This is a genomic window from Gaetbulibacter aquiaggeris (genome assembly GCF_044003965.1).
Classification (GTDB): Bacteria; Bacteroidota; Bacteroidia; order Flavobacteriales; family Flavobacteriaceae; genus Yeosuana; species Yeosuana aquiaggeris.
In genome coordinates, this window is sequence record NZ_JBAWKC010000003.1 from 202,792 (window position 1) to 226,873 (window position 24,082).

At 31.2% G+C, this 24,082-nt stretch carries 25 protein-coding genes; 18 read left to right on the forward strand and 7 right to left on the reverse strand.

Features of this window, described 5'->3' with window-relative positions; all coding sequences use genetic code 11:
- The first annotated feature begins 92 nt into the window (after positions 1-92).
- From V8G56_RS10150 to V8G56_RS10165, 4 genes are all read left to right on the forward strand, one after another.
- Positions 93-1,973: a PAS domain-containing sensor histidine kinase gene (locus tag V8G56_RS10150; RefSeq protein WP_395438337.1), complete on the forward strand. Its 1,881-nt coding sequence runs from the start codon at positions 93-95 to the stop codon at positions 1,971-1,973.
- On the forward strand, positions 1,970-3,025 hold the full coding sequence (locus tag V8G56_RS10155; protein ID WP_395438338.1) for a response regulator: 1,056 nt from the start codon (positions 1,970-1,972) through the stop codon (positions 3,023-3,025). Before V8G56_RS10150 ends, V8G56_RS10155 begins: the two co-directional genes overlap by 4 nt.
- Before the next feature lie 127 nt (positions 3,026-3,152).
- The gene (locus V8G56_RS10160; protein ID WP_395438339.1) at positions 3,153-4,004 is read left to right on the forward strand and encodes a universal stress protein; all 852 of its coding nucleotides are present in this window, start codon (positions 3,153-3,155) and stop codon (positions 4,002-4,004) included.
- 6 nt (positions 4,005-4,010) lie between these two features.
- Positions 4,011-4,397, forward strand: a complete 387-nt coding sequence (locus V8G56_RS10165; protein ID WP_331630292.1) for a hypothetical protein — start codon at positions 4,011-4,013, stop codon at positions 4,395-4,397.
- A 1,032-nt stretch (positions 4,398-5,429) separates the two neighbouring features.
- On the opposite strand, the gene V8G56_RS10170 is transcribed toward V8G56_RS10165, so the two are convergent.
- The 3 genes from V8G56_RS10170 to V8G56_RS10180 are packed head-to-tail and all read right to left on the reverse strand — an operon-like array spanning position 5,430 to position 7,189.
- Complete coding sequence (locus V8G56_RS10170; protein ID WP_395438340.1) at positions 5,430-6,077, reverse strand: phosphoribosyltransferase; 648 nt, start codon at positions 6,075-6,077, stop codon at positions 5,430-5,432.
- Between the two features lie 8 nt (positions 6,078-6,085).
- A complete protein-coding gene (locus tag V8G56_RS10175; RefSeq protein ID WP_395438341.1) occupies positions 6,086-6,733 on the reverse strand; it encodes a dienelactone hydrolase family protein in 648 nt (215 codons plus the stop codon).
- A gap of 9 nt (positions 6,734-6,742) precedes the next feature.
- Positions 6,743-7,189 (reverse strand): DUF2267 domain-containing protein, encoded by a 447-nt coding sequence (locus V8G56_RS10180; protein ID WP_331628471.1) that lies wholly within the window; start codon positions 7,187-7,189, stop codon positions 6,743-6,745.
- A 117-nt stretch (positions 7,190-7,306) separates the two neighbouring features.
- On the opposite strand from V8G56_RS10180, the gene V8G56_RS10185 reads away from it, so the two are divergent.
- The 12 genes from V8G56_RS10185 to V8G56_RS10240 all read left to right on the forward strand — a co-directional run bounded on the left by V8G56_RS10185 (position 7,307) and on the right by V8G56_RS10240 (position 17,873).
- Complete coding sequence (locus V8G56_RS10185) at positions 7,307-9,025, forward strand: adenosylcobalamin-dependent ribonucleoside-diphosphate reductase (RefSeq protein ID WP_395438342.1); 1,719 nt, start codon at positions 7,307-7,309, stop codon at positions 9,023-9,025.
- 71 nt (positions 9,026-9,096) lie between these two features.
- Positions 9,097-9,951, forward strand: coding sequence for a universal stress protein (locus V8G56_RS10190; RefSeq protein ID WP_395438343.1), 855 nt, complete (start codon positions 9,097-9,099; stop codon positions 9,949-9,951).
- 16 nt (positions 9,952-9,967) lie between these two features.
- Positions 9,968-10,837: a universal stress protein gene (locus V8G56_RS10195; RefSeq protein ID WP_395438344.1), complete on the forward strand. Its 870-nt coding sequence runs from the start codon at positions 9,968-9,970 to the stop codon at positions 10,835-10,837.
- Between the two features lie 3 nt (positions 10,838-10,840).
- Entirely contained in the window at positions 10,841-11,671 is an 831-nt protein-coding gene (locus V8G56_RS10200) for a universal stress protein (protein WP_395438345.1), read from the forward strand.
- Positions 11,672-11,736: 65 nt separating this feature from the next.
- Complete coding sequence (locus V8G56_RS10205; protein ID WP_395438346.1) at positions 11,737-12,591, forward strand: universal stress protein; 855 nt, start codon at positions 11,737-11,739, stop codon at positions 12,589-12,591.
- Positions 12,592-12,654: 63 nt separating this feature from the next.
- Positions 12,655-13,086, forward strand: a complete 432-nt coding sequence (locus V8G56_RS10210) for a hypothetical protein (RefSeq protein WP_395438347.1) — start codon at positions 12,655-12,657, stop codon at positions 13,084-13,086.
- A gap of 47 nt (positions 13,087-13,133) precedes the next feature.
- Positions 13,134-13,976 carry an ATPase gene (locus tag V8G56_RS10215; RefSeq protein WP_395438348.1) on the forward strand — a complete coding sequence of 281 codons (843 nt, stop codon included), beginning with the start codon at positions 13,134-13,136 and terminating at the stop codon, positions 13,974-13,976.
- Between the two features lie 10 nt (positions 13,977-13,986).
- Positions 13,987-15,360: an MBL fold metallo-hydrolase RNA specificity domain-containing protein gene (locus V8G56_RS10220; RefSeq protein WP_395438349.1), complete on the forward strand. Its 1,374-nt coding sequence runs from the start codon at positions 13,987-13,989 to the stop codon at positions 15,358-15,360.
- 17 nt (positions 15,361-15,377) lie between these two features.
- Complete coding sequence (locus V8G56_RS10225) at positions 15,378-15,794, forward strand: hypothetical protein (protein WP_395438350.1); 417 nt, start codon at positions 15,378-15,380, stop codon at positions 15,792-15,794.
- 120 nt (positions 15,795-15,914) lie between these two features.
- A complete protein-coding gene (locus V8G56_RS10230; protein ID WP_395438351.1) occupies positions 15,915-16,442 on the forward strand; it encodes an Hsp20/alpha crystallin family protein in 528 nt (175 codons plus the stop codon).
- 74 nt (positions 16,443-16,516) lie between these two features.
- On the forward strand, positions 16,517-16,960 hold the full coding sequence (locus tag V8G56_RS10235; RefSeq protein WP_395438352.1) for a hypothetical protein: 444 nt from the start codon (positions 16,517-16,519) through the stop codon (positions 16,958-16,960).
- A 37-nt stretch (positions 16,961-16,997) separates the two neighbouring features.
- Positions 16,998-17,873: an OmpA/MotB family protein gene (locus tag V8G56_RS10240; RefSeq protein ID WP_395438353.1), complete on the forward strand. Its 876-nt coding sequence runs from the start codon at positions 16,998-17,000 to the stop codon at positions 17,871-17,873.
- 143 nt (positions 17,874-18,016) lie between these two features.
- Here V8G56_RS10240 and V8G56_RS10245 read toward each other — a convergent pair whose 3' ends face one another.
- Positions 18,017-19,735: a T9SS type A sorting domain-containing protein gene (locus V8G56_RS10245; protein WP_395438354.1), complete on the reverse strand. Its 1,719-nt coding sequence runs from the start codon at positions 19,733-19,735 to the stop codon at positions 18,017-18,019.
- A 274-nt stretch (positions 19,736-20,009) separates the two neighbouring features.
- Between V8G56_RS10245 and V8G56_RS10250 the strand changes: the two genes are divergently transcribed.
- Positions 20,010-20,498 (forward strand): hypothetical protein, encoded by a 489-nt coding sequence (locus V8G56_RS10250; RefSeq protein ID WP_395438355.1) that lies wholly within the window; start codon positions 20,010-20,012, stop codon positions 20,496-20,498.
- A gap of 88 nt (positions 20,499-20,586) precedes the next feature.
- On the opposite strand, the gene V8G56_RS10255 is transcribed toward V8G56_RS10250, so the two are convergent.
- The 3 genes from V8G56_RS10255 to sqr are packed head-to-tail and all read right to left on the reverse strand — an operon-like array spanning position 20,587 to position 22,633.
- Positions 20,587-21,060, reverse strand: coding sequence for a DsrE/DsrF/DrsH-like family protein (locus tag V8G56_RS10255; protein ID WP_395438356.1), 474 nt, complete (start codon positions 21,058-21,060; stop codon positions 20,587-20,589).
- A gap of 20 nt (positions 21,061-21,080) precedes the next feature.
- Positions 21,081-21,389: a TusE/DsrC/DsvC family sulfur relay protein gene (locus V8G56_RS10260; RefSeq protein ID WP_331633885.1), complete on the reverse strand. Its 309-nt coding sequence runs from the start codon at positions 21,387-21,389 to the stop codon at positions 21,081-21,083.
- A gap of 11 nt (positions 21,390-21,400) precedes the next feature.
- Positions 21,401-22,633, reverse strand: a complete 1,233-nt coding sequence (sqr, locus tag V8G56_RS10265; RefSeq protein ID WP_395438357.1) for a type III sulfide quinone reductase, selenoprotein subtype — start codon at positions 22,631-22,633, stop codon at positions 21,401-21,403.
- A gap of 264 nt (positions 22,634-22,897) precedes the next feature.
- On the opposite strand from sqr, the gene V8G56_RS10270 reads away from it, so the two are divergent.
- Positions 22,898-24,076 (forward strand): molybdopterin molybdotransferase MoeA, encoded by a 1,179-nt coding sequence (locus V8G56_RS10270; RefSeq protein WP_395438358.1) that lies wholly within the window; start codon positions 22,898-22,900, stop codon positions 24,074-24,076.
- Positions 24,077-24,082: the final 6 nt, after the last annotated feature.

Here is a 24,082-nt window from a genome sequence, read left to right on the forward strand (position 1 = left end):
CTGAAAAATTGTGCTTTTTGTAATTTTTTTCGTAAATTTAAACGACCAGCCAATAATAACATTATTAATCCTTAGTTAAAACAAAGAAGGTAATGTTTAGGCAAAATGATCAAATATCTAGTCTTCTTCTAGAAGCGATTTCTGAAGCTGTGGTGGTTGTAGACAATCATCAAAAAATTGTTGAAATAAACACTGCTGCTGAGGATATCTTTGGGTATTCAAAAGAAGTATTAGTTGGCAAAAACTTAGATATTCTACTTCCCTCTAATTATCACGAAAGTCATTCTATCCATTTTCAAGAATTTATGAAAAATGGTACTAGAAGAAAGATGAGCGAATCCAAAAATATTTACGGTTTACACAAAAACGGCAATATTCTTGAATTAGATCTTGAATTGGTTCCATTTACTGTTTTTGACAAGCCATATGTGATGGCCCTAATCAAAGATATTTCTCATCAGTTGGAAATAGAAAAGAATTTAATGATAAAAAGCAGAGCCTTAGAATCTGCGAATAGCGGAATCATTATAACAGATGCTTTGCAGCATGATAACCCTGTTATTTACGTTAACACGGCATTTCAAAACATAACAGGCTATAAATCTGATGAAGTACTTAATCGTAACGGTAGGTTCTTGTATGGAACAGATAAGGATCAAGAATCTCTTAAAATATTAAAATCAGCTATTAAAAAAGGGGAGAGTTGTCGTATTCATTTGCGCAATTATAAAAAAGACGGTACTTTATTTTGGAATGAGTTGTATCTTATACCTATCACTGATTCAGAAGGATTAGTAACAAATTTTATAGGGATACATGAAGATATCACAGACAAAAAAAGAGAAGAAGAAGAACTCCGGCATTTATCAACAATTTTTGATGATTCTTTAAATGAAATTCATGTTTTTGATGCCAAAACATTAAAGTTTATAAAGGTTAATTATGGTGCTCAAAAAAATCTTGGATATTCCATGGATGAGCTAGTTAAAATGACGCCATTAGATATATTACCATATAAGAATGAAGCTGAGTTTAGGGGGCTTGTTGATATTTTACTTAAAAAAAACGTACAAAAATTAGAAGTAGAATCTGTTCATTATAGAAAAGATGGTACTACCTATCCTGTGGAGACGCATCTGCAACTCTCAAAATTAGGAGAACAAGAAGTTTTTGTTGCCATTATTTTAGATATAACAGAACGTAAAAATTATACTAATAAATTAGAAAATATAGTTTCTGAACGCACCAAACAACTTAAAGAAGCACTTAGAAAAGAGATTGAGATCAATGAATTAAAAACAAAATTCTTGTCCTTATTGTCACACGAATTTAAAACACCTTTAAGTGCTATTTTAACCTCTAGTCTGTTGTTAAGTAAATACCAATTAACGGAGCAGCAACCCAATAGAGATAAGCATATAAAAACCATAACAGATAAAGTTCATTTATTAAACAATGTTTTAAATAGCTTTTTATCCATAGAAAAATTTGAAACAGGCAATTTAAGTTATCAGTTTAGTGAATTTAAAATCAGTGATATAGTTAATGACGTTATTTTTGATGCCAAATTACTTTTAAAAGAAGGGCAGCAAATTAAATATAGAGAAAATATTACAGACTTATCATTATATCAAGATGAACAGGTCATTGAATTAATATTAACGCATTTAATACATAACGCTATTAAATACTCTCCAGAGAATTCAACTATTCACATCGATATACAACAAAATGAGGATCTAACAACTATTAAAATTATTGATAATGGCATTGGCATCCCGTTAAAAGATCAAAAAAATGTTTTTGAGCGCTATTTTAGATCTGAAAATGTTATTAATACAGAAGGAACGGGTATTGGCTTGAATATTGTAAAAAATCATCTAGAAAATTTAGATGGTATTATAAGTTTTGAAAGTGAAGAGCATATAGGTACAACGTTTATAGTATCTATACCAAATACTGCAAAACAATGAAAACAGTTTTAGTTATTGAAGATGACCTTGCTTTAAGAGAGAATACAGCGGAAATTTTAGAGTTGTCTAAATACAAGGTAATTACTGCTTCAAATGGTGTAAAAGGAGTGGCCCTGGCCGAAAAGCATCAGCCAGACCTTATTATTTGCGATATTATGATGCCTGAACTTGATGGATATGGCGTTTTTGAGGCACTTTCTAAAAAGAAATCCAGTAAAAATATACCTTTTATTTTTTTATCTGTAAAGAGTGAAACTCAAGATATTAGGAAGGGCATGAATTTAGGAGCTGATGATTATATTACCAAACCCTTTACAGATGAAGACCTTATAAGTGTTGTGGAAAGACGAATAGAAAGATCCTATAAAACACAAAACACAGAAACAAAAAGTAGCCCTGTTATTCCTGAAGTAATTGAGGATGAGATAAAAACAATGAATGATTTAAAGAACTATTTTGAGGATAATGGCGTCCTTTTTGAATTTAATAAAGACGATATCATTTATAGAGAGGGAGATCATACTAATTATATTTATCTTATAAAAAAAGGGGCAGTAAAATGCTATCAGATAGATGAGCAGGGTAAAGAATTGGTTACAGCCCTGTTTAAGGAAGATGATTTGTTTGGTTATACCTCATTTACCCACAATGCACCACATAAGGAAACAGCAGTAGCTATTCAAGCTACCAAGTTATATGGTATTTCAATAATAGAATTCATGAATATTCTTGATAATAATCATAAAGTTGTTTTAGAACTCATTGAATTATTAGCTGATAATCTGTCTACTTTAAAAGATCAGCTTTTAGAAATGGCCTATAGTTCAGTCAATAAAAAAACGGCTACAACCATTTTAAAATTTGCCGAAAAGATTAATCATAAACCAGGGGATCCTATTAAAATTTCAAGAAGTGATTTGGCTAGTGTTGCCGGAATTGCCTCAGAAACTTTTGTCAGAGCGCTTACAATCTTAAAAAATGAGGGTATTGTTGAGGCCGATGGTAAAAATTTTAAAGTGGTGGATCTAGAAAAATTAAGAAAAATTAAATAAACAATCCACCTTTAACTTCCTCCAATTTTTTGAAATAACGGATGGCCTTAAAACACTTCAAAATGAGTAATATCATTTCATAACCAATAACATAAATCTAATTTTAAGTTATTAAAGGTTTAATTCTATGAAAAATATATTATTACCAACAGATTTTTCAGAAAACTCATGGAATGCTATTAAATATGCTATCCGTTTTTTTGAAACATCAACATGTCACTTTCATTTGCTTCATGTTGATAGATTAAGTTATATGGTTGCAGGAGATATTCCTTATACCGCAACAGAGAATGTGATTGAAGAAGTCTATACAAAACCCGCTAAAGTAAGACTGCGAAAAATTTTAAAGCAGATCTCTAAAACATTTCCTGAACATAAAAATCACAAATTCCATACACATACCGATTATAATTTTTTTATAGAATCTATCAAGAATTTTGTGGATGATAAGGATATAGATTGCATTGTTATGGGAACCAAAGGGGCTTCAGGATTAAGTCAGTATCTTATAGGTACCAATACCAATGATGTTATAAAAAAAATTAAGTGTACGCTTTTGGCTGTTCCAGAAAACGCCGATTTTAAAAAGATTAACGAAATAGCCTTACCAACAGATTTTTTATCTGGTTGTGATCCAGAAATATTAGAATTTATAGCAAAAATTTTAAAAAGGTATAAAGCATCCTTACGTATTGTTCATGTTAACAAAAAGAAAGCAGAATTAAATAAAGAACAGCAAATAAATAAAAACATACTGGAGGCCTATTTTGCAAAGTACGAACATAGTTTCCATTTTTTAACAAATAATAAGATAGAAGAAGGAATACAATGCTTTATTGATAGTAGAGATATTAACATGATTTTTATGGTGGCCAAAAACTTAAATTATTTTCAACAAATATTATTTCATTCTAATGTTGAAGACTTAAGTTATCATTTGGAAATACCATTTTTTGTATTACACGAAAAAAATAAATAAATAACTATGGATAATTCTATTTTTTTAGCAAAATTTTGGGGATGGTATCTCATCATATTCTTTTTAATACTGAGCTTTAACCCCAAACGGATCAAACAGATCTTTACAGATTTAAATGACGAAAAATTCTTAATACTTACCGCCTTTATTGCTATAATTGTTGGATTGGTCAATATTTTATTTCATAATGTGTGGGAACTTAACTGGAAAATTATTGTCACTTTAATTGGATGGGTTTCTCTTTTTATTGGGTTGGCACTATTTATATTTCCCAATAGAACCATACCAAGTTTAGAACTTATTAACATAAAATTTGTTCAGGTTATTTACATGCTATTATTTTTTATAGGATTGTTTTTATTAAATATTGTTTATGATATAGTACCAGTATAAATTATTTTTCCAAATTGATATCCATCAATGCAAATTCATATTATGTGTTATATCTTAGCAATCTAAATTATACGTTCTTTCACTTAGTTAGTTACAAAACAAATAAGAGTTCAAAGCTATTATCTAGTTATATGTATTTGCCAATATCGTTCTTGGTTAGTTAAATTGAATAGTATTCTTCATTATAAATGGGAGATTAAATAGCAAATATAAAATTGTATAATATAATTGAACTCTAAATTGAAACAGGAAGTTTAGGCTTCCTGTTTCTTTAAAAGATAGGTTCTGTTGTTGAGAAATGATGGAGCTGAAACAAAGCGTTTAAAGCTATTGTGTAACCTGAAAACCCAGATGTATTTCTTAGATAATGAGAGTATGTTGCAGAAAACCGTAAGTTATATTGATGAAATTAAATGCTTTGAGGAAACAGGAAGTTCCGGCTTCCTGTTTCTTAAAAAAAAATAGGTTCTGTTGTTGAGAAATGATGGGGCCGAAACAAAGTGTTTAAAGCTATTATGTAACCTGAAAACCCAGATGTATTTCTTAGATAATGAGAGTATGTTGCAGAAAACCGTAAGTTATATTGATGACATTAAATACTTTGAGGAAACAGGAAGTTCAGGCTTCCTGTTTCTTAAAAACAAACTAGAGATTTCATCGTAAAAGGCTTGATCTAGTTTAGAAGCGTTTGAAGCTATTTTTTAGCTGAAGATTTAATGTAACTTTAGAAGTAAAGCCAAATTAATGATTAGAAAAGGTTGATGAATATAATCAAATGCTTTGAGGAAACAGGAAGTTTAGGCTTCCTGTTTCTTTTATAATTGGCTATTAATCAGTTGCAATACTTGTTTTATATTTATAAAACAGATCTTTACGCACTGGATAAACGGGAAAGACATGTCTTTCCCGTTTATTTTTAAAGACGTTCAAGTATTAAAAATCTTAAATCTCATGAGGTTTAGAGACCATTATAAAATTCATATGAGTTATTTTGGAGCTGTTTGACTTTTATAAAGTAATTGCTTCAGAAAATTAGACCGTTTCTTTAAATTGGTTATTAGCCTCTCTTAAAAGTTTAATAACTTCTTTATCATCAACCTGATTAAATTCTTTGTAAAATTGTCCGACGGCATAAAAATCATATGGCGTTAATAGACATATGGTTTGATCAACATCAGGCATGTCATCTATTTTTTTTATAACTGAAGCGGGACCAACTGGTAAAGCCACTATGATTTTGGAAGGTTTTTGTTTTTCAATAAGTTTGATACAGGAAATGAGGGTGTGACCTGTGGCCACGCCATCATCTACCAGAATTACAATTTTATCTTTTAAACTACGAGCTGTTTTAGTGCCATAATAATTGTCCTGACGCTGTTTTAAAAGTTGTCTTATTTTTTTGGTTTCTTCAATTAAATACGCTTCTGAAATAGTATCGGAGTTAACACTCAAAATGCGGTCATTAAGAGTAACGGCTCCAATGGCATATTCCTTATTGGCTGGATGTCCAATTTTTTTTGAAAGCACAATTTCTAATGGTGCCTGTAATTGTGTTGCGATGGCATAACCTAATGGTAAACCTCCTCTTGGAATAGTAACCACAATGACATCCTGAGTATTACTATAGTTTTTTAATTTTTCAGCAAGTAATAATCCAGCTTCAGTTCTATTATTAAACATACTTATTATTATTTATTCAAATAAACATCAAACCAATGAACCGTTTCTTGAGCTACTATATCTAGTTTACCTGGTTCTTCAAACAAATGTGAAGCGCCAGCAATTATTTTTAATTCACAAATGCCTGGTATTTGTTTTTTTGCTTTTTTATTGAGTTCTATGACAACATCGTCATTTCCTCCAACTATTAAAAGTGTAGGCGTTTCAATTTTTTTTAAAGCAGACATGGCTAGATCTGGCCGGCCTCCTCTGGAAACAATGGCCTTGATATTTTTACCTAAAGCTGCAGCTGCTTTTAATGCCGAGGCAGCACCAGTACTTGCCCCAAAATAACCAATCAGTAAATGTTTCGTTTCTTTATTATTTGTAATCCACATGGTGGCTTTTAATAACCTTTCAGAAAGAAGGTCAATATCAAATCGGTTTTCATAGGTCATGTCTTCTTGTGCCGTAAGGAGATCAAATAATAAACTCGAATAGCCTTTTTCTAGTAAAAAATTTGCCACATAATTATTTCTACTACTAAATCGGCTGCTTCCACTACCATGTGAAAACAAGATAATGCCTTTGCTGTCTTTTTTTAAGCGCAAAATACCATTCAAATGAGTATTCCCGATGGGTATTTCAATTTCTTTGTAATTGACTTTAGTTTCCATAATCTTTATTTAAAACATAATATTGTGGTAAACCATTGATTTTAAATTCTTAGGAAGACTTGTTCTTATGTCTTCCAATTCTCCTAAAGAAATATATTTTCTTAATAATATAAATGTGGTGTCAATATAGTTTTCAGCAAGTTCGTCTGATTCAAAGTCATGGACTGAGGTGACACCATCATATTTTCTAACCAGGTCAATAAATTCTGTCATTGTTTTTATTTTTTCTTTTTTTTGAATTGTCCATCCATTAACGTAGACAGCTTTTAAAAACATAGGGAATTGTGAAATTAAATTCAAAGATTCTTCAGTAGTAATAACATCTCTTAACGCATGTAAGATAGAAGAGAGTATGCGTCCTGCTTTATCTGTATTGTCGTCTAAATTCATTTCTTTGGTATAATTCTTTAAAAATGAATTTGCTTCTTTTGCAAATTGTGTGAAATTAAGTGCCATTTTAGGATGTTTTTAGTTTATATATAAAATTGCTAACTCCAATGGTTTTTCCAAATGATATTGATCAGTGCAGCAAAATTAATCTGTTTATATATTTGATATATAGCATATTAAATTGTGTTAACGCTATCAAATAATGCCAGACAAATTCTTAATGAACGTTATCTTCTAAAAGATAATAAAGGCCATATCATTGAAACGCCTCAACAACTTTTTAAACGTGTAGCCACGTTTGTTGCTGGTTGTGAAAAACGTCAAAAAGATCTTTTTGAAATACAGTTTTATAAAATGCTTAGTGGGCTTTATTTTTTGCCAAATTCTCCAACATTAATGAATGCAGGATGTAAAAAAGGACAACTAAGCGCTTGTTTTGTGCTTCCGGTGGAAGATAGTTTAAAGGGAATATTTAATACTTTAAAGTATGCCGCTCTAATTCATCAAAGTGGAGGAGGCACCGGGTTTAATTTTTCAAAGCTGCGTCCTAAAGATGAAATTGTAAGTTCTGCCAGTGGCAGCTCTTCAGGGCCAGTAGCCTTTATTAAAGTATATGATGCAGCCACTGAATATGTGAAACAAGGAGGCAAACGTAGAGGCGCAAATATGGGTATATTAAATATTGATCATCCCGATATTGAAGCCTTTATTACCTCTAAATCAAGCAGAGATGCCATTGAAAATTTTAATATTTCAGTGGGAATCTCAGATGATTTTATGCGAGCTGTGGTACAAGATTTAAATTGGAATCTCATAAACCCTCGAACCAAAAAAATAACAAAAGTATTAAAGGCCAAAGATTTATGGCATTTAATTGTTCATGAAGCCTGGCGTACCGGTGATCCGGGATTAATTTTTATAGATACTATAAACACCCAGAACCCAACACCCAAAATTGGAAGGATAGATTGTACAAACCCTTGTGGGGAAGTGCCGTTATTAAATTATGAAAGTTGCAATTTAGGCTCTATTAATCTTGCTAAGATGATTGTGGAAAAGGATGAAAAAATACTTATAGACTGGAAAAAATTAACAAAGACCATCCATTTAGGCATTCGCTTTTTAGACAATATTATTACTTTAAATCACTATTTATTACCACAGATAAAAAGGATAACAACAGCTAATAGAAAAATTGGATTAGGGGTTATGGGCTGGGCAGAATTACTCATTTTGCTGGAAGTGCCCTATGCTTCTGACGAAGCAGTTGCATTAGCTGAACAAGTCATGCAGTTTATTAAAAAAGAAAGTTTCACGGCTTCAGAGAAATTAGCAAATGAAAGAGGTGTCTTTCCGAATTGGAATGATAGTATTTATTCACCAAAATATAAATTAAGAAATGCCACTTGCAATAGTATTGCACCAACAGGAACTATTTCTGTCATTGCAAATACTTCTTATTCTATTGAACCACTATTCGCATTGGCATACAACCGTGTGGGTATTTTAGGAAATGAAACACAAACTGAAATCAACACGCTTTTTATTGAGAAAATAAAGCAATTAAATCTCTGGACTCCACAAGTTGAAAACACCGTTTTAAGAACAGGCAGCATAGAAAATATAAAAATAATTCCAGACCATATAAAGCATCTTTTTAAAACAAGTTTGGATATTTCATGGCAGTATCATTTGTTGCATCAAAGAGCCTTTCAAAAATATACAGATAATGCTGTTTCTAAAACGATCAACCTTTCAGAAGAGAAAACAGCTGAAGATGTTTCTAAAATATTTATGACTGCTTGGAACTATAAATTAAAGGGCATAACCATTTACAGATATGGTAGTAAAACAAATCAAGTACTTCAAAAATGCAGTTTAAATAATAGCAGTACCTGTTAATCATTTCAGCTTGATAAATATCATTGTAACAGGCTAATAATGTATTTAATTTTAGTTAAAATAATGTGATCATGAGAAAAATTTTAATTCCTACTGATTTTTCTGATAACGCAATGAATGCCATTCATTATGGGGTTGATTTATTTAAATATGAGATCAGTGAGTTCTATTTTATGCACGCTTATCAGGATGAAATTTATGCAGATGAGCATACGCTAACAAGAGAATCATTAGAGGAAACAAAAAAAGAAGTAAGTAAAAGATCTCATGAACAATTACAGGCACTATTGATCAATGTTAAAAAATACTCACCAAATCCTAAACATAAACATCATATTATTTCTTCTAATAGTCTTCTCTTAGATGAAGCTGATAAAATTGTTGATGAGGAAAATATTGATATTGTTGTCATGGGTACCCGTGGAAAAACTAATGATAGAAATTTAACATTTGGTAGTCATACACTTCAGGTTTTAAAATATGTGCAGTGCCCTGTTCTGGCCATTCCAGAAAATTACAAATATACGCAGCCCAGACACATTCTTTTTCCAACAAATTATATGATTCCATTTAAACGCAGGGAGCTAAAATTACTGTGTGAAATGGCGGCACCATATAGAGCTGTAATTGATATGCTATATATTTCTAAAACAGAGAAACTCTCCATGAGGCAAGAAGATAACAGAGATTTTGTTAAAGAAACATTATGTAAGAATACCATCAATTTTAAAGTGGCTAAAAGCAAAGATATTCTTGAGACTGTCTACAAATACATTAAAGAAAATAATATTGACATGATAGTCATGGTTAATACGAGACATTCCTTTTTAGAAAATATAATTTTCCAATCTACTATAGACGAATTAAGCTTAAATCTGAACATCCCGCTATTAGCATTACAAAATATGAAACGTGACGAATTATAAATTATAAAACTATATCATGAAAAAGATTCTTCTTCCTACCGATTTTTCTGAAAATTCTTGGAATGCCATAGTGTATGCCTTACAATTATTTAAAAATGAAAAATGTAAATTTTATTTGTTGAATGTTTATACGCCAGTAATTTATCAAACGGAGTATTTATATGGCAGTCCGGCATTATTTAGTGGTCCTACCGAGTTTGGGGTACCAGATCCTATTGGAGAGACCTCATTACAATTGTTAAAAGACTTTAAGGACAGGATCAATAAGGAATTTAAGAATACAAAACACAGCATTGAAACGATCTCTGTTTTTAATACTTTAATTTCTGAAATTAAAGAACTGGTAGAAGAGAAGGCTATCGATTATGTAGTTATGGGCACGAAAGGTGCTACAGGTGCCAAAGAAGTTTTATTTGGATCAAATACAGTTCATGTATTCAAAAGCATCAAATGCACAGTGTTAGCGATTCCGCAAAATTTTAAATTTGAAACACCTCATGAAATACTATTTCCAACAGATTATGAAATAGAATTTACTGAAAAACAACTTCAGCCATTAATTGATATTACCTCTTTATACATCTCTAGAATTAATATTTTAAATGTTTCTTATGGATATGAATTATCTGAAACTCAAGAAAAAAATAAAAAGGAACTGGAGAAACTATTTGAAAATACGGCCTACCTATTTCACAGTGTGGTTAATGAATCTGTTCCAGAGGCCATTTCTGAATTTCAGTTAAGAGCACGTATTAATTTATTGGTAATGATCAATAATAAACATTCATTTTTTGAAAACCTGTTTTTTAAAAATACGGTGAATCAAATAGGTTTTCACTTAAATATCCCTTTTTTACTAATTCCCGCTAAAACTAAAAAATCATAAATCATGGAAAAACGAATATTATTACCAACAGATTTTTCAGATAACTCATGGAGCGCCATAGTTTATGCTTTAAAACTCTATGCAGATGAGGTATGTACATTTCACTTTCTACATTCAACTGCTTTGGGGGCGACAACAATGACAAATCTGTCAAATAAATTGAAATCAACAATACATGAAACTGCTTTAAAAGAATTATTAGAATTGAAAGAAATGGCAGAAAGTTCAGATGCTAATTCAAATCATAGGTTTGAAATTATATTAAGTTCAAAAGATTTAAATATTGCGGTTGATGAAGCCATCATTAAGTATGATATCGATCTTATTATAATGGGTACTAAAGGAGCAACCGGAACCGGGGAATTTTTATTTGGAACCAATACGGTACATCTTATAAATAATATAAGCATGTGTCCTGTTTTAGTTCTGCCTGAGGATTATGATTTTGTAGAGCCTAAGGAAATTGCCTTTCCAACAGATTTTAATCATTTTTTTAGTAAAACTGAATTAGAACCTTTAAAACAATTGGCGGATATGTATAATGCGAAAATTAGAATTGTTCATATCAATGAAGAAGAAAAACTTGATGATCTTCAGGAGTATAATTTGATGGTTTTAAAAAGTTATCTGTTTGATTACGAGCATAGTTTTCATTGGATGCCTGAGTATGCAAAAAAAACAATTGAAATTAAAGACTTTGTTACTGAGCTAGATATTAACATGTTGGCTATGATCAACTACAGGCATAGTTTTATTGAAAATATAATAAAGGAACCCGTAATAAAAAAGATAGGACGTCAACCTATAGTGCCATTTTTAGTGATACCGGAATGAGTTGATGAATATCATTGCTATGAGTGGTTTTCTATTTTATATTTAAATTAAAACAAAATAAAAAAATGAAGCGCAAAATACTGTTACCAACAGATTTTTCAAAGAATGCGTGGCGTGCTATAACCTATGCACAAGAACTGTATAAAAATGACTCCTGCAATTTTTATATTTTAAATGTGTTTTCTGCAACAGGCAATCCAATTGTTAGTTTAATTAGTCTTGAGCCAGGAAGTGAACTATATGAAACAGCCAGACTTAAATCAGAAAACGGTTTAGCAAAAATTTTAGATAAGTTGACTCTTGAAAAGAATCAGAATCCTAAACATCATTTTGAAGTAATTTCAAAATTTAACAATACCATAGAAGCTATTAAAACGGCAGTAGAGGAAAAGGATATAGATATGATTGTGATGGGTAGTAAAGGCGAGACAGAATCTATTAAAGCAGTGTTTGGAAGTGTTGCCATTGATGTGATGGAGAAAGTGCGCAATTGCCCGGTTATAGTGGTTCCAGAATTAGCTAAAAATAACTTACCTAAAGAAATAGTTTTCCCGACTAGTTTTAAAACCCACTTAAAAAGGAGAGAACTAAAACATTTAATAGAGTTGGCTCAAAGCTGTAAGGCTTCTGTCAAATTCCTACATATCAAAACTGAAGAAAAGTTGAATAAAATGCAAGTAAATAATAAAAAACTACTGGAAGAGTATTTTGAAAATGTTGATCATTCATTCCATGAGCTGAGTCATAATGACATATTTGTTGCAATTAATTGTTTTGTAGAAAGCAGAGATAGTGATATGGTTGCCTTTATAAATAAAAAGCATGCTTTTTTTGGAAGTATTTTAACCAAACCTTTAGTAAAAGAAATAGGATACGCTTCAAAAGTACCATTATTGGTCATGCATGATCTAAGAAACTAAAGTTTATAAAAGTATTTTCAACTTTTCGATTTAAAGGAATTAATAATTTAAAATTGAGAACAGATGAGACAAATTGGTATATGGTTAGACAAAAAAAAAGCTCATATTGTTGATATTCATGATGGTAGAGTCAGTTTAAATACAATATTATCTGAAGTGGAAGATTTTCATCCATCTGGAGGTTTTGGACTTGGATATAAGGGAAGCCCTCAAGATGCAATGGCTGAAAACAAATATATGAAACGCGAAAAACAACAGTTAAAAAAATATTTTAAAAATATTGTGTCTGCTGTAAGCGAGGCAGAAAATTTAGTGATTTTTGGGCCGGCAGAAACGGGAGAAAAGTTTTATAAGGAATTGACAGAAAGCTATAGTGATATCAAAGCTAAAGTTAAAGATGTAGTGAAAACCGACAGTATGACCAAAAAGCAAGTAAAGGCATGGGTTAAAGAATTTTTTAATATTCCTATAAGAGTTAAAGGTTTTTTGTCATAAAAGCACTATTCTAATTGCTTTTTTTCGCCAGTGTAATACGCTCTAAAATGGAAATAGATACTATTGATATTATTAAATCTTCTGGTGAAAAGGTCAAATTTTCATTGGATAAATTAAAATTGTCTTTAAAACGAATTGGCACCGATGAGCATACGGTAAATCAAATTGTTGATACGGTAAAAGACGAACTGTATCAGGGTATTTCAACAAAAGAAATCTATAATAGAGCCTTTGCAATGCTCAAAAAAAAGAAAAGTTATTGGGCTTCAAAATATAAATTAAAAAAGGCTATTTATGAGTTAGGACCAACAGGCTTTCCGTTTGAAAATTTTATAAGTGCCATTTTAAAATATTCAGGATACAAAACCGAAGTTGGTACAATCTTACAAGGGCATTGCGTTAAACATGAAATAGATGTTTTAGCACATAAAAACGGCAATACGACTATTGTAGAATGTAAATTTCATAATGAACAAGGGCTTAATTGTAATGTGAAAATCCCACTTTATATTAATTCCCGATATAATGATGTCAAAACACATTGGAATTCAAATCCAAAAAACGGCACCAAACTTACCAATGGCTGGGTGGTTACCAATACCCGTTTTACTGAGGATGCCTTGCAATATGGTAAATGTGCTAACTTATATTTATTAAGTTGGGATTACCCAAAAAACAATGGCCTAAAGGATAGAATTGATCGTTTGGGCTTATATCCAATTACTGTTTCTACATTGTTAACAAATAGAGAAAAACAATTTTTATTAAGCAGAGATGTTGTGCTTTGCAGAGAATTGGTTGGAGATGCTTTTTATTTAGATCATTTGGGAATTTCAGAAACAAGAAAGGCAAGAATTCTGAAAGAAATTAAAATGCTTTGTCATACTTAAAAACGCTCTCATGAAAAATTCAATTAAAATTAATTTTTTGGGTGCAGCTGGGGTTGTGACAGGATCTAAATTTCTTATTGAAACCTCTGAGAAAAATATACTCATTGACTGTGGCATGTTTCAGGGCTTAAAGGAGCTAAGAGAACTTAACTGGAGTGATCTTCCTGTGAATGTTGAAGCCATAGATGTGGTATTATTAACCCACGGCCATTTAGATCATGTAGGTTATTTACCCCGACTTTTAAAACAGGGATTTCAGGGTGAAATTATTGGCACGGCACCAACATTAGCCATTGCAGAGATCATTTTAAGAGACAGTGCTAAAATACATGAAGAAGATGCTGAAAAGGCTAATAAAGAAAAATACACAAAACATGATCCGGCCTTAGCTCTTTATACCACACTTGATGTTGAAAAAACTTTAAAGTTTTTTAAAATTGAAATGATTGATAAATGGATTAAACTTTCTGAAAATATATCCTATCGTTTTCAATCTAACGGACATATTTTAGGAGCTACTTTTATTGAACTAGATATCAACGGAAAACGCTTTGTGTTTTCAGGAGATATTGGCAGGCCAAATGATTATTTATTACAGGATCCTAAAAAACCCCAATGGGCAGATTATTTATTCATAGAAAGTACCTATGGCAATAAGTTACATGAGCATGAAGATATTAATCAAATTCTTTCTGAATTAATTAAGAAAACCATTTATAAAAAGGGAAATTTAATCATCCCAAGTTTTGCTGTTGAAAGATTGCAAACCCTTATTTATATATTATGGAAACTTTATAAAATCAATAAAATACCTAACATTCCTATTTTTATTGATAGCCCAATGGGAAATAGTGTTTTAGAAGTTTTTCAACGTTTTCCTAATTGGCATAAATTATCAGTTTCAGAATACAAGGCCATGTGTAATCACGTAATTATTTTAGAATCTTATAAAGAAACCTGGGAGACGATTGACAATAAAAACCCTAAAATAGTAATAGCTGGAAGTGGCATGGTAACAGGTGGACGGGTGTTAACCTATTTACAACAACTAATAGATGAAAAAGCAACAACTGTTTTATTAGTAGGCTATCAGGCAGAAGGGACAAGAGGCAGGCAATTGCAAGATGGTGCACATGAAATTAAATTTTTTGGCAAATATTATCCTGTTAAAGCCACTATTAAAAGTATAGAAAGTCTTTCTGCTCATGCTGATCAAAATGATTTAATCAGTTGGATGAGTCACCTAAAAAATATACCCGAAAACGTATTTCTAATTCATGGAGAACCACCTGCATTAGATGCCTTTCGCACAAAAATAAAAGACATTTATAACTGGAATGTGACTATTCCTAAACTCTTAGATGTTCAAACAATTATCATTTAGTTTTAATAATATCAATAATGGAATCACAACAAATTTATAAAGATTATAACAACACTAAATCTTTAGAAGAATGGCTAAATAACTTAAAAAAGCAGGAGATGGTGCTTAAAGAATTAGAACGTGAGTTACAATTCTATACCACTTTACTATATAAACCTATTTTTAAATCTCGGGTAATGAATTTATATGAAACATTAGCCAGATTTAAATATGACCTGGGACATTTAGATGAAAACCGTTTAAAATTAATGGGTAAAATAAGTACACAATTAAATCAAATCAGTAGTAAAATTGAAAATAAAGAGGTCACTTTTGACAATATTTTGAAAAACAATGTAAATGAATTAGAGACAGCAATCAGTAAGTTTCATGAAGGACTTTCTAATTTGAAGTCAGGCTTATTTGAATATATACAAAGTACCATTCTTGACTAAATTTTGTCAACAAAAACTTCTCAAAATTAACTTTAGCTGATTGATGAAAATCATTGTGAAAAGTTCAATTTCAAAATACCTTCGTGATTATAAATAAGTTAAACTAAAAATATTAATATTATGACAACACTTATGAAACGCAGAAAAAGAAATGAATTATCTCCAATGGAAAACAGATTATTAACCCCATGGAATAATAACTTTTTAAGACCTTGGACCAGTAGATTATTTAGTTCAAGTTTTGATGATTTAAATAGTCTGTTAAGATTTGATGATGTTTTTAAAGACGACTTTTTTGCAGAGGATAGTTTGATGCCTGCCATGAATGTAAAAGAGCATACAAAAGATTTTGAAATAGAATTAGCCGTACCTGGTTTTAATAAAAAAGATTTTGAGGTGACTATTGAAGATGATGTGCTTCATATTTCTGGAGAAAAGGAAGTAGAAAAAGAAGAAAAGGAAGACGATTTTTCCCGTAAAGAGTTTAGCTATAAATCTTTTAAAAGATCTATGGTGCTTCCGCCTTCTATTGATTTAAATCAAGATGTTAAAGCAACTTACAAAAATGGTATTTTGAAAGTTGATCTTCTTAAAAAGAAAGAGGCTATTGAAAAAGAACATCCAAAAAAAGTGATTGAAGTTATTTAACTTCTTTTGAGTCAGAAAGTGAAGGGGTCAAAAGCTTCACTTTCTGTTTTTTTTTAATCTTTAAAACTAATATGATGGAAACAAAAGAAACAAAAGCTAAATATCAAGAATGGCTAAGCCCAGAAATTATACATAAAGCATCTCTTAATTGGTTGTCTGAATTAAAATTTATTAAAGACGAGCAATTATTTTTTGATGATTTAATAAAATCCTATACGCTTCAACTTATAGATTCAAAACACTATAAAAAAAGCAAGGATATTATTGATAAATTAAGCGAACTCAAAAAAGACACCAAAACTATAATTGGTATTGTAGAAAATCATGAGCATGATCTTAAAATATTAGTAGATGGTGTAGACCAGTTAAAAGAAGAAGAAGCTTATAGAAAAGAGCATTTACGGCTCATCATTGATGTGAGTAGTTTTCTTGAAAAGTACAGAGGTATTAAAAAACAGGTTTTTAAACTAATTAAGGGTATTATAAAAGAAGGAAAACAAAAACGATTACTTCCTTAGTTAGTCTGTTAAAAAAGTAACTTTTAATAAAAAACAAATGAAAACTTTAAAACTTTCAATAATCGTTATTGCTGTGCTTTTAGCTTCCTGTGTGAGTCAAAAGAAATACAGTGATCTTGAAAATAGAGCTCAACTTGCTGAAGACAAAGCACAGTTATGTGAAAATGATTTAAAATCAAAACAGAATGAAATTTTGGTGTTGAATGCAAATCTAGGAAATGAAACAAATAAAGTGAATAAACTAGAAAAGCAAATCGACTATTTTAAAAGCACCAACACCAATTTACTAGACAGACTTTCAGACCTCTCGATTGTTAGTAAAACGGGAGCGGAAAGTATCAAGCAATCTTTGGAAGCTTTAAATGAGCAAAATAAGTACATTAAGGATCTCACAACCTCAATGCAAAGAAAAGATTCATTGAATCTGGTACTTGTAATGAACTTAAAGAGATCATTAGATGATTTTGATGATGAAGATATTAATATAGAGGTTAAAAAAGGTGTAGTTTATGTTTCCATTTCTGATAGGATGCTTTTTAAATCCGGAAGTTATAAAATAAGTAATCGTGCAGAAGAAGTTATAGGTAAGATTGCAAAGATAATCAATGACCATGATGAATTGGATATTCTTGTTGAAGGTCATACTGATAACGTGCCCATTGCAACAGATTGTATTGATGATAATTGGGATCTGAGCGTCAAAAGAGCCACTTCAATTGTCAGGTTAATGCAAACAAAATTTGGAGTAGAACCAGAAAGAATGACTGCTGGTGGACGCTCTGAATATATACCAAAAGCAACTAATGAAACAACTGAAGGACGTGCTGTTAATCGTCGTACTGAAATCGTGATATTACCGAAACTTGATCAATTTTTTGAACTTTTGGAACCACCAAAAAACAGTGATTTATAATTGTTAATTAAAATTAATTCACTACTGAATAACGATGTTTGTGAAAAGAATATAGAGTTGTTTTTTATTAATGTCATATTAAATTAAAGAAGAAAAGAGCCTTACAGACATGTAAGGCTCTTTTTATGAATTACATTGAGTATTTATTTTTTTAATATTTTCTTAGTCGTAAACTCCTTGTCAGAATAGATTTTAACAATGTAAATGCCGTTAGGTAGTTGACTTGTTTGAATCGCATTAAAATCTCTATGTATTTCTTTCACCTTTTTACCCAAAACAGAATATATTTCAACCTTTGTAAGTTGAATTTTGGAGTCAATAGTTAAAGCCTCTCTCACAGGGTTAGGGTAAATACGCACTTGTTCTTCTAAATAAGAATGGTTGGCACTAAGTGTTGAGTTGGCATAACCTGGACTTGCATAAATATCAGTTCCATTGTAATTCCCAATATAATTGTTCGAATCTTTCCAGTTTAGTGGGTTGCTATTATCTGAAGAAAGATCAATGAGTTCCATGGAATGTCCTAATCCAGCAGCACCTTCCGGCCATGGTGCACCTACATGATAGGTAAGTGAATCAATCATAACACCCGAATGATGATTTGTATTAACAATAAATAGCGATTCAGGCTCATCATTACTCAAGTTAGCTCCCATCCATTCATGCACGATAACACCAAAAACATTATAAAATGCCGATGCATTTTTAGCAGTAACCCAATAAGAATCTGGCTGTAAAGTGAATTCAGGTAATTTTCCACTCGCAATGCCCCCTTTAATCATAAGGCCTCCTAATTCAATAGGGGTATCTGTTACATTATATAATTCAATAAATTCAAGATTATCATTTTGCTCTTTAGGAGGGTCATCGTACATAATTTCAGAAATAACAAGACCTTCAGTAAGTGGATTATAGATAAATGTGCTGGTACTTGTTAGCATGGTGTTTCCAGCGATGTCTTTAATATTAGAAATGGTGAGGTCATAATATTTACCAATATTTATAGGTGTCGTTAAATTTAAGGTATACGTATCCGAGTCAATTTGGGTAATCGATCCAATAGTTGGTAAGTCTTTTGAATCAGTAATTTTATGTCCTCCAGATCCCGAACCACTGTGTCCTGTAGGTGAACCAAGAGCAAAAATATAGTTAGCTGGATCTAAAGCCGATTCATCTACAGCTTCGCTAAAACGAATACTAATTTCATTTACATTGAGTGTTTTAGGTTCTATGGCAACAGGTGGAAATATATCTTCTGGTGCCGCATAAATATAAACATCATCAATAAGTATCTTTGCTACAGTTCCTTTTCTTGCGCCCGATTTGGCGATAAATTGTAAAACGACATCGGGATTATTATTTGCACTTGAGTGAAGCGGAAATGTGAATTCCTTATAAGGAGTATCGGCATTTACGAAGCCACGATAATCTGTTCCCATTATAAATTTAGGTCCAAATGTTAGACCACCGTCCATTGATTGCTTCAAATAAAGTTTAACATGCTTATAAGCAGCTGTGGCTTCGGTAGCTACCCAAAATTTAGCTACAACATTTTCCATTCCTGTAAGATCAAGATCTACGTTTACAATAAGTTCTATTTCTTCACTATCGACGCCTTCTTCAGGAATAGGCCATAATCCTAAAGCCGAAGTACCACTTTTAACATTGGTTTTTTCCTGAAATACTCTTGTGCTGTCAACATGATTTCCAAACCAATTGTCAATAAAATAAACGTTGGTTCCTTCTATAAAAGATTCGGTTTCAAAACTTTCAGTATAAGGAAACTCAGTGACTTGTCCCAAAACTTTTGTGAACAAGGAAAAGGAAAATAATACAAGTAATAAAGATAAAAATCGTTTCATAGTTTAATAGCTTTAAAAATTAGTAAAAAACTCTAAACACATCTATAGTATTTGTTTATAGAGTGCTGTATGAATTAATGCTAAGCTAAATGTCTATGCTTATTTATGAAATGATATTCATCAATCATAGCTATGTGATTTTGAAAAATTATTTAACTAGGTTATTGTTCTATTTAAATCTATATTCGCCACTTTTTAATTCTACTTGGGGTAGATTTAAAATATTTCAAAGGGAACAATGCCCTTTTTAATTTGTAAATATTAATAAAATATAATGAATCTAAATCTAATTTATATAGCTTTCACTTTGTGTTATCTTTTTGTTGGTTGTAACCTTATGCATTCTCAAAACACCACTTCAGAGAAAGATGTTTTTTTAAAAAGAAATATAATTCATGGATCCTTGGCGCCTGATATAGCTTATAATGCAGCACATATTTTTTATGATAGAATAGTGTATGAAAATAGTAATGTCGCTGTTTTTGCAAGAGTAGGTTATGGTGGTTGGTTTACACTATTAGTAAATAGTGGAACCACATTAATGGGACAAGGTGGCGTTCTTTTTGGTTCAGGAAAAGGAAGATTTGAAGTCGCTGTTGGAGCAGCGAAAATAAATCAAACACAATATTCTGAAAATCATGATAAAACGGATCCTGCTATTAATATAGGGTATAGAAGAAATGTGCCGGGTAAACATTTTCTTTTTAGAACAGGAATTGGTTATCCAGAAGGCATTTACTTTGGCATTGGATACGCCCTTTAATAATCAGATTAATTACTTATAAATAACAAAGCCTTACTAAATAAGTAAGGCTTTTTGTTTAATATATTATTTATTGTTACCTCTTCTTTTAGATAAAAAGTAACTGACAACCTTCTTGATCTGCTCTATTATAAAAATCACCAATAGTTAAGATACCGTCTAGTTCATCAATTAAGTCTTCTTTTTTCAAGTGGAACATATCTACGGCTAATTTACAAGCCCATAGTTTACAACCAGAATCAGATAGAATTTCAAGAAATTCTCCAATTGGAGGCATGTCTAGTTTTTCCATTTCTTTTTTCATCATAGTGGTAGCTAATGCTTCCATACCAGGTAAACCACCTAACATGGTTGGTATATGCATTCCTGGGTTACCCACAGTGGCCACATGTAAATGTTCTAGTTTTTTCTTTTGAATAGCTTCCAATCCAAAAAAGGTGAAAAATATTTCTGATTCAATACCTTCCATTCTGGCACCATTAGCCATCACAAAAGCGGCATAGGCATTTTCAATAGTTGCTTTTGAAAGAATGAACAGCATTTTTTTAACTTTAGTACTCATAATGTTATGATTTTATATTATTAGATACAGCTTTTTGGTTTTGGTACACCAGCTATTTTAGTTGAAATTTTTAATGGGCCACCAGGGAATAACTCATAAAATTCTTTGATATCTATTACCCCGCTTTTTTTAATTCCTCTAATAGATAGAGCCACATCGTTTTTTACTTGATCCTGAATCCAGGAAATGACTTCCCAGTGTTTATCTGTTAATTCAATACCATTTTGTTTAGCTATTTCAACAGCTATTTCTTTGTTCCATTGAGATAGATCAGTTAAATATCCATCTTCAGTAACATCTAATCGAATTCCTGCTATGTTTAAATCCATAATAATTGTTTTTAATTTATTTTTTTTCCTTTTAAACTCATATTTCTACTTACCATTGGGATTGGTATTCCTTTCAAAAGCATATTCCAATAAATCCACCTAAAGGCTAGTTTACCCCAATGATTGAATATACTCTCTTTTAAAAGCTTTAGAGGGCCAATGCCTGCAATAGGAAAGGTACCTTCTAAAGGTTCAAATTTGTAATTGAAATCAATTAATAACGCTTTGTTATTACCAGTTTCAATAAAACAATTGGCATGACCGTCAAACTCTTCTTTTAAAGGTTTGCCGTCTATATATAATAAAATATTATCTGTTAAAGTTTCAGAAGCAAAATGAGCTACCGAGCCAGCTTTAGAGGCAGGTATATTACTTGCATCTCCAATAACAAATACATTTTCGTAGTCAATAGATTGAAGTGTGTTATGATGTGTTGGTACAAAATTTAAATCATCTCCCATACCTGAGCGCTCAATAACTTCATCACCCATATTTGTTGGAACGGTAACAAGTAAATCAAATTCAACAGCGGTTTCACCATAATCAATAATTTGATTTTTCTCATTATCCACTCTTTCAATATTGAAATCTGTAACAACTTTAATGTTTTTTTCTTTCATTAAATGGCTTAGAGCTGCTGTTGCTTTAGGTTTGGTAAATGCACCTCCAAGCGGAGTGACATAAGTTAAATCTACTTTGTCTCTCATACCTTTCTTTGTGAAATAAGAATCTGCTAAGAAAACAAATTCTAAAGGAGCTACCGGACATTTAATTGGCATTTCTGTGAAGTGAACTACCATTTTTCCACCTTTCCAGTCTCTTAGTTTATTTCGTAATGCTAAAGAACCTTCATATGTATAAAAATCGAAAACTGTTTTATGCCAATTTTCGCCTTTCATACCTTCGGTTTCCTGTGGCGCAATTTTACAACCCGTTGCAACTATTAAAAGATCATATTGTAATGTTTCATCCTCTAATTCAACTTTGTTTTCTTTAGGAAAAATTTGTTCAATTTTCTTCTGAATATAGTTGACGCCTTTAGGAATAAATTTTTTACCTACTTTTTTTACTTGGTCTTCAGTGTAAATATCGAAAGGTAGAAAAAGAAAACCAGGTTGATAATAATGTGTTTTATATTGATCTACTATGGTTATTTTCCATTCTTTTTTTGGTAGTTTAGAAACTAAATGATTCGCCATCATGGTTCCTGAGGTGCCTGCTCCTAAAATAACTAAATTTTTCATTCTTTTTGATTTACAATCTAAGGGCTTAATGTCTAAATATGCCTTATTAATTTGATACAAAATTAAATATTTAAGGAAGTGCAAAACATGATATAAATCATATAAACATGCTTATGTAACAATTGTTACATATTGTATTTACTGGCTTCGTAACGTTTTTTAGCTATTTTAGATATTTTGAATTTCACAGTTTTTTTCGCACCCCAGATGTGTCTTATTTTAGTTTTTATTTCGTTATATTTGTTTAGATATAACGAAATGATTATGATAAGTATTGAAGATGCTTTGAGAGCTGTTATCGCCAAGAGCAAAGAAGTTTCAAAAGAGGTTATATTACCTATTGAAAAAGTCTATAATTCAATTTTATATAGAGATATATATGCTCCAATAAATATGCCTCCATTCAGACAGTCTGCCATGGATGGGTATGCACTGAATTTACATAATGATTTTTCCTATGAGCTCATTGATGAGGTTAAGGCTGGTGATAGTCACCAACCTATCTTAAAGCCGGGAGAAGCTATAAGAATATTTACGGGAGCGGCTGTTCCAGATTCTGCTAATGCGGTTATTATGCAGGAAAAGGTGATTATAAATAACAATAAGTTAGCTGTTAATAGTCAACTTTCTTTTGAATATAATATAAGGACAGTAGGAGAGCAGGTAAAAAAAGGGGAATTAGCCTTAAAAAAAGGCACGAAATTAACACCTGCGGCAATAGGCTATCTAAGTTCTCTGGGAATAACTAAAGTATCTGTTTATAAAAAGCCTACAATCGCATTAATTACTACAGGAAATGAACTTGTAGAACCGGGAGAAGACTTGGATTATGGTAAAATCTATGAAAGCAACTCTAAAATGCTTCATAGTGCCTTATGGAATTTAGGTTTTGAAGATATTTCTATTCATAAAATTAAAGATAATTATGAGGAAACGTATTCCAAATTGAAAAATGCAATTACAGAACATGATTTGGTGATTATTAGTGGAGGAATTTCTGTAGGCGATTATGATTTTGTTGGAAAAGCTTTAACTGAATTAAAGGTTGAAGAAGTGTTTTATAAAGTGGATCAAAAACCGGGAAAACCTTTATTTTTTGGCAAAAGCGACAGCACCCTTTTATTTGCATTGCCAGGAAATCCGGCAGCTGCATTAACTTGTTTTTATGTATATATTTATTTGGCTTTGCATAGATTGACTGGTTTGAAAAACCATGGTTTGCCTACTATAAAAGCAAAATCACTTTCAAATTTTGTGAAAAATGGAGATAGACCACAATTCTTAAAAGCCATTTACAGAAATGGAGAGGTCACTATTTTAGAAGGTCAAAGTTCTGCCATGTTACAAACTTTTGCAATCTCTAATGCCTTGGTGCTCATGAAAGGAAACATGGAACAGATTCAGGTTAATGATTTGGTAGAGGTGATTTTACTTCCCTTTTAAAAAACA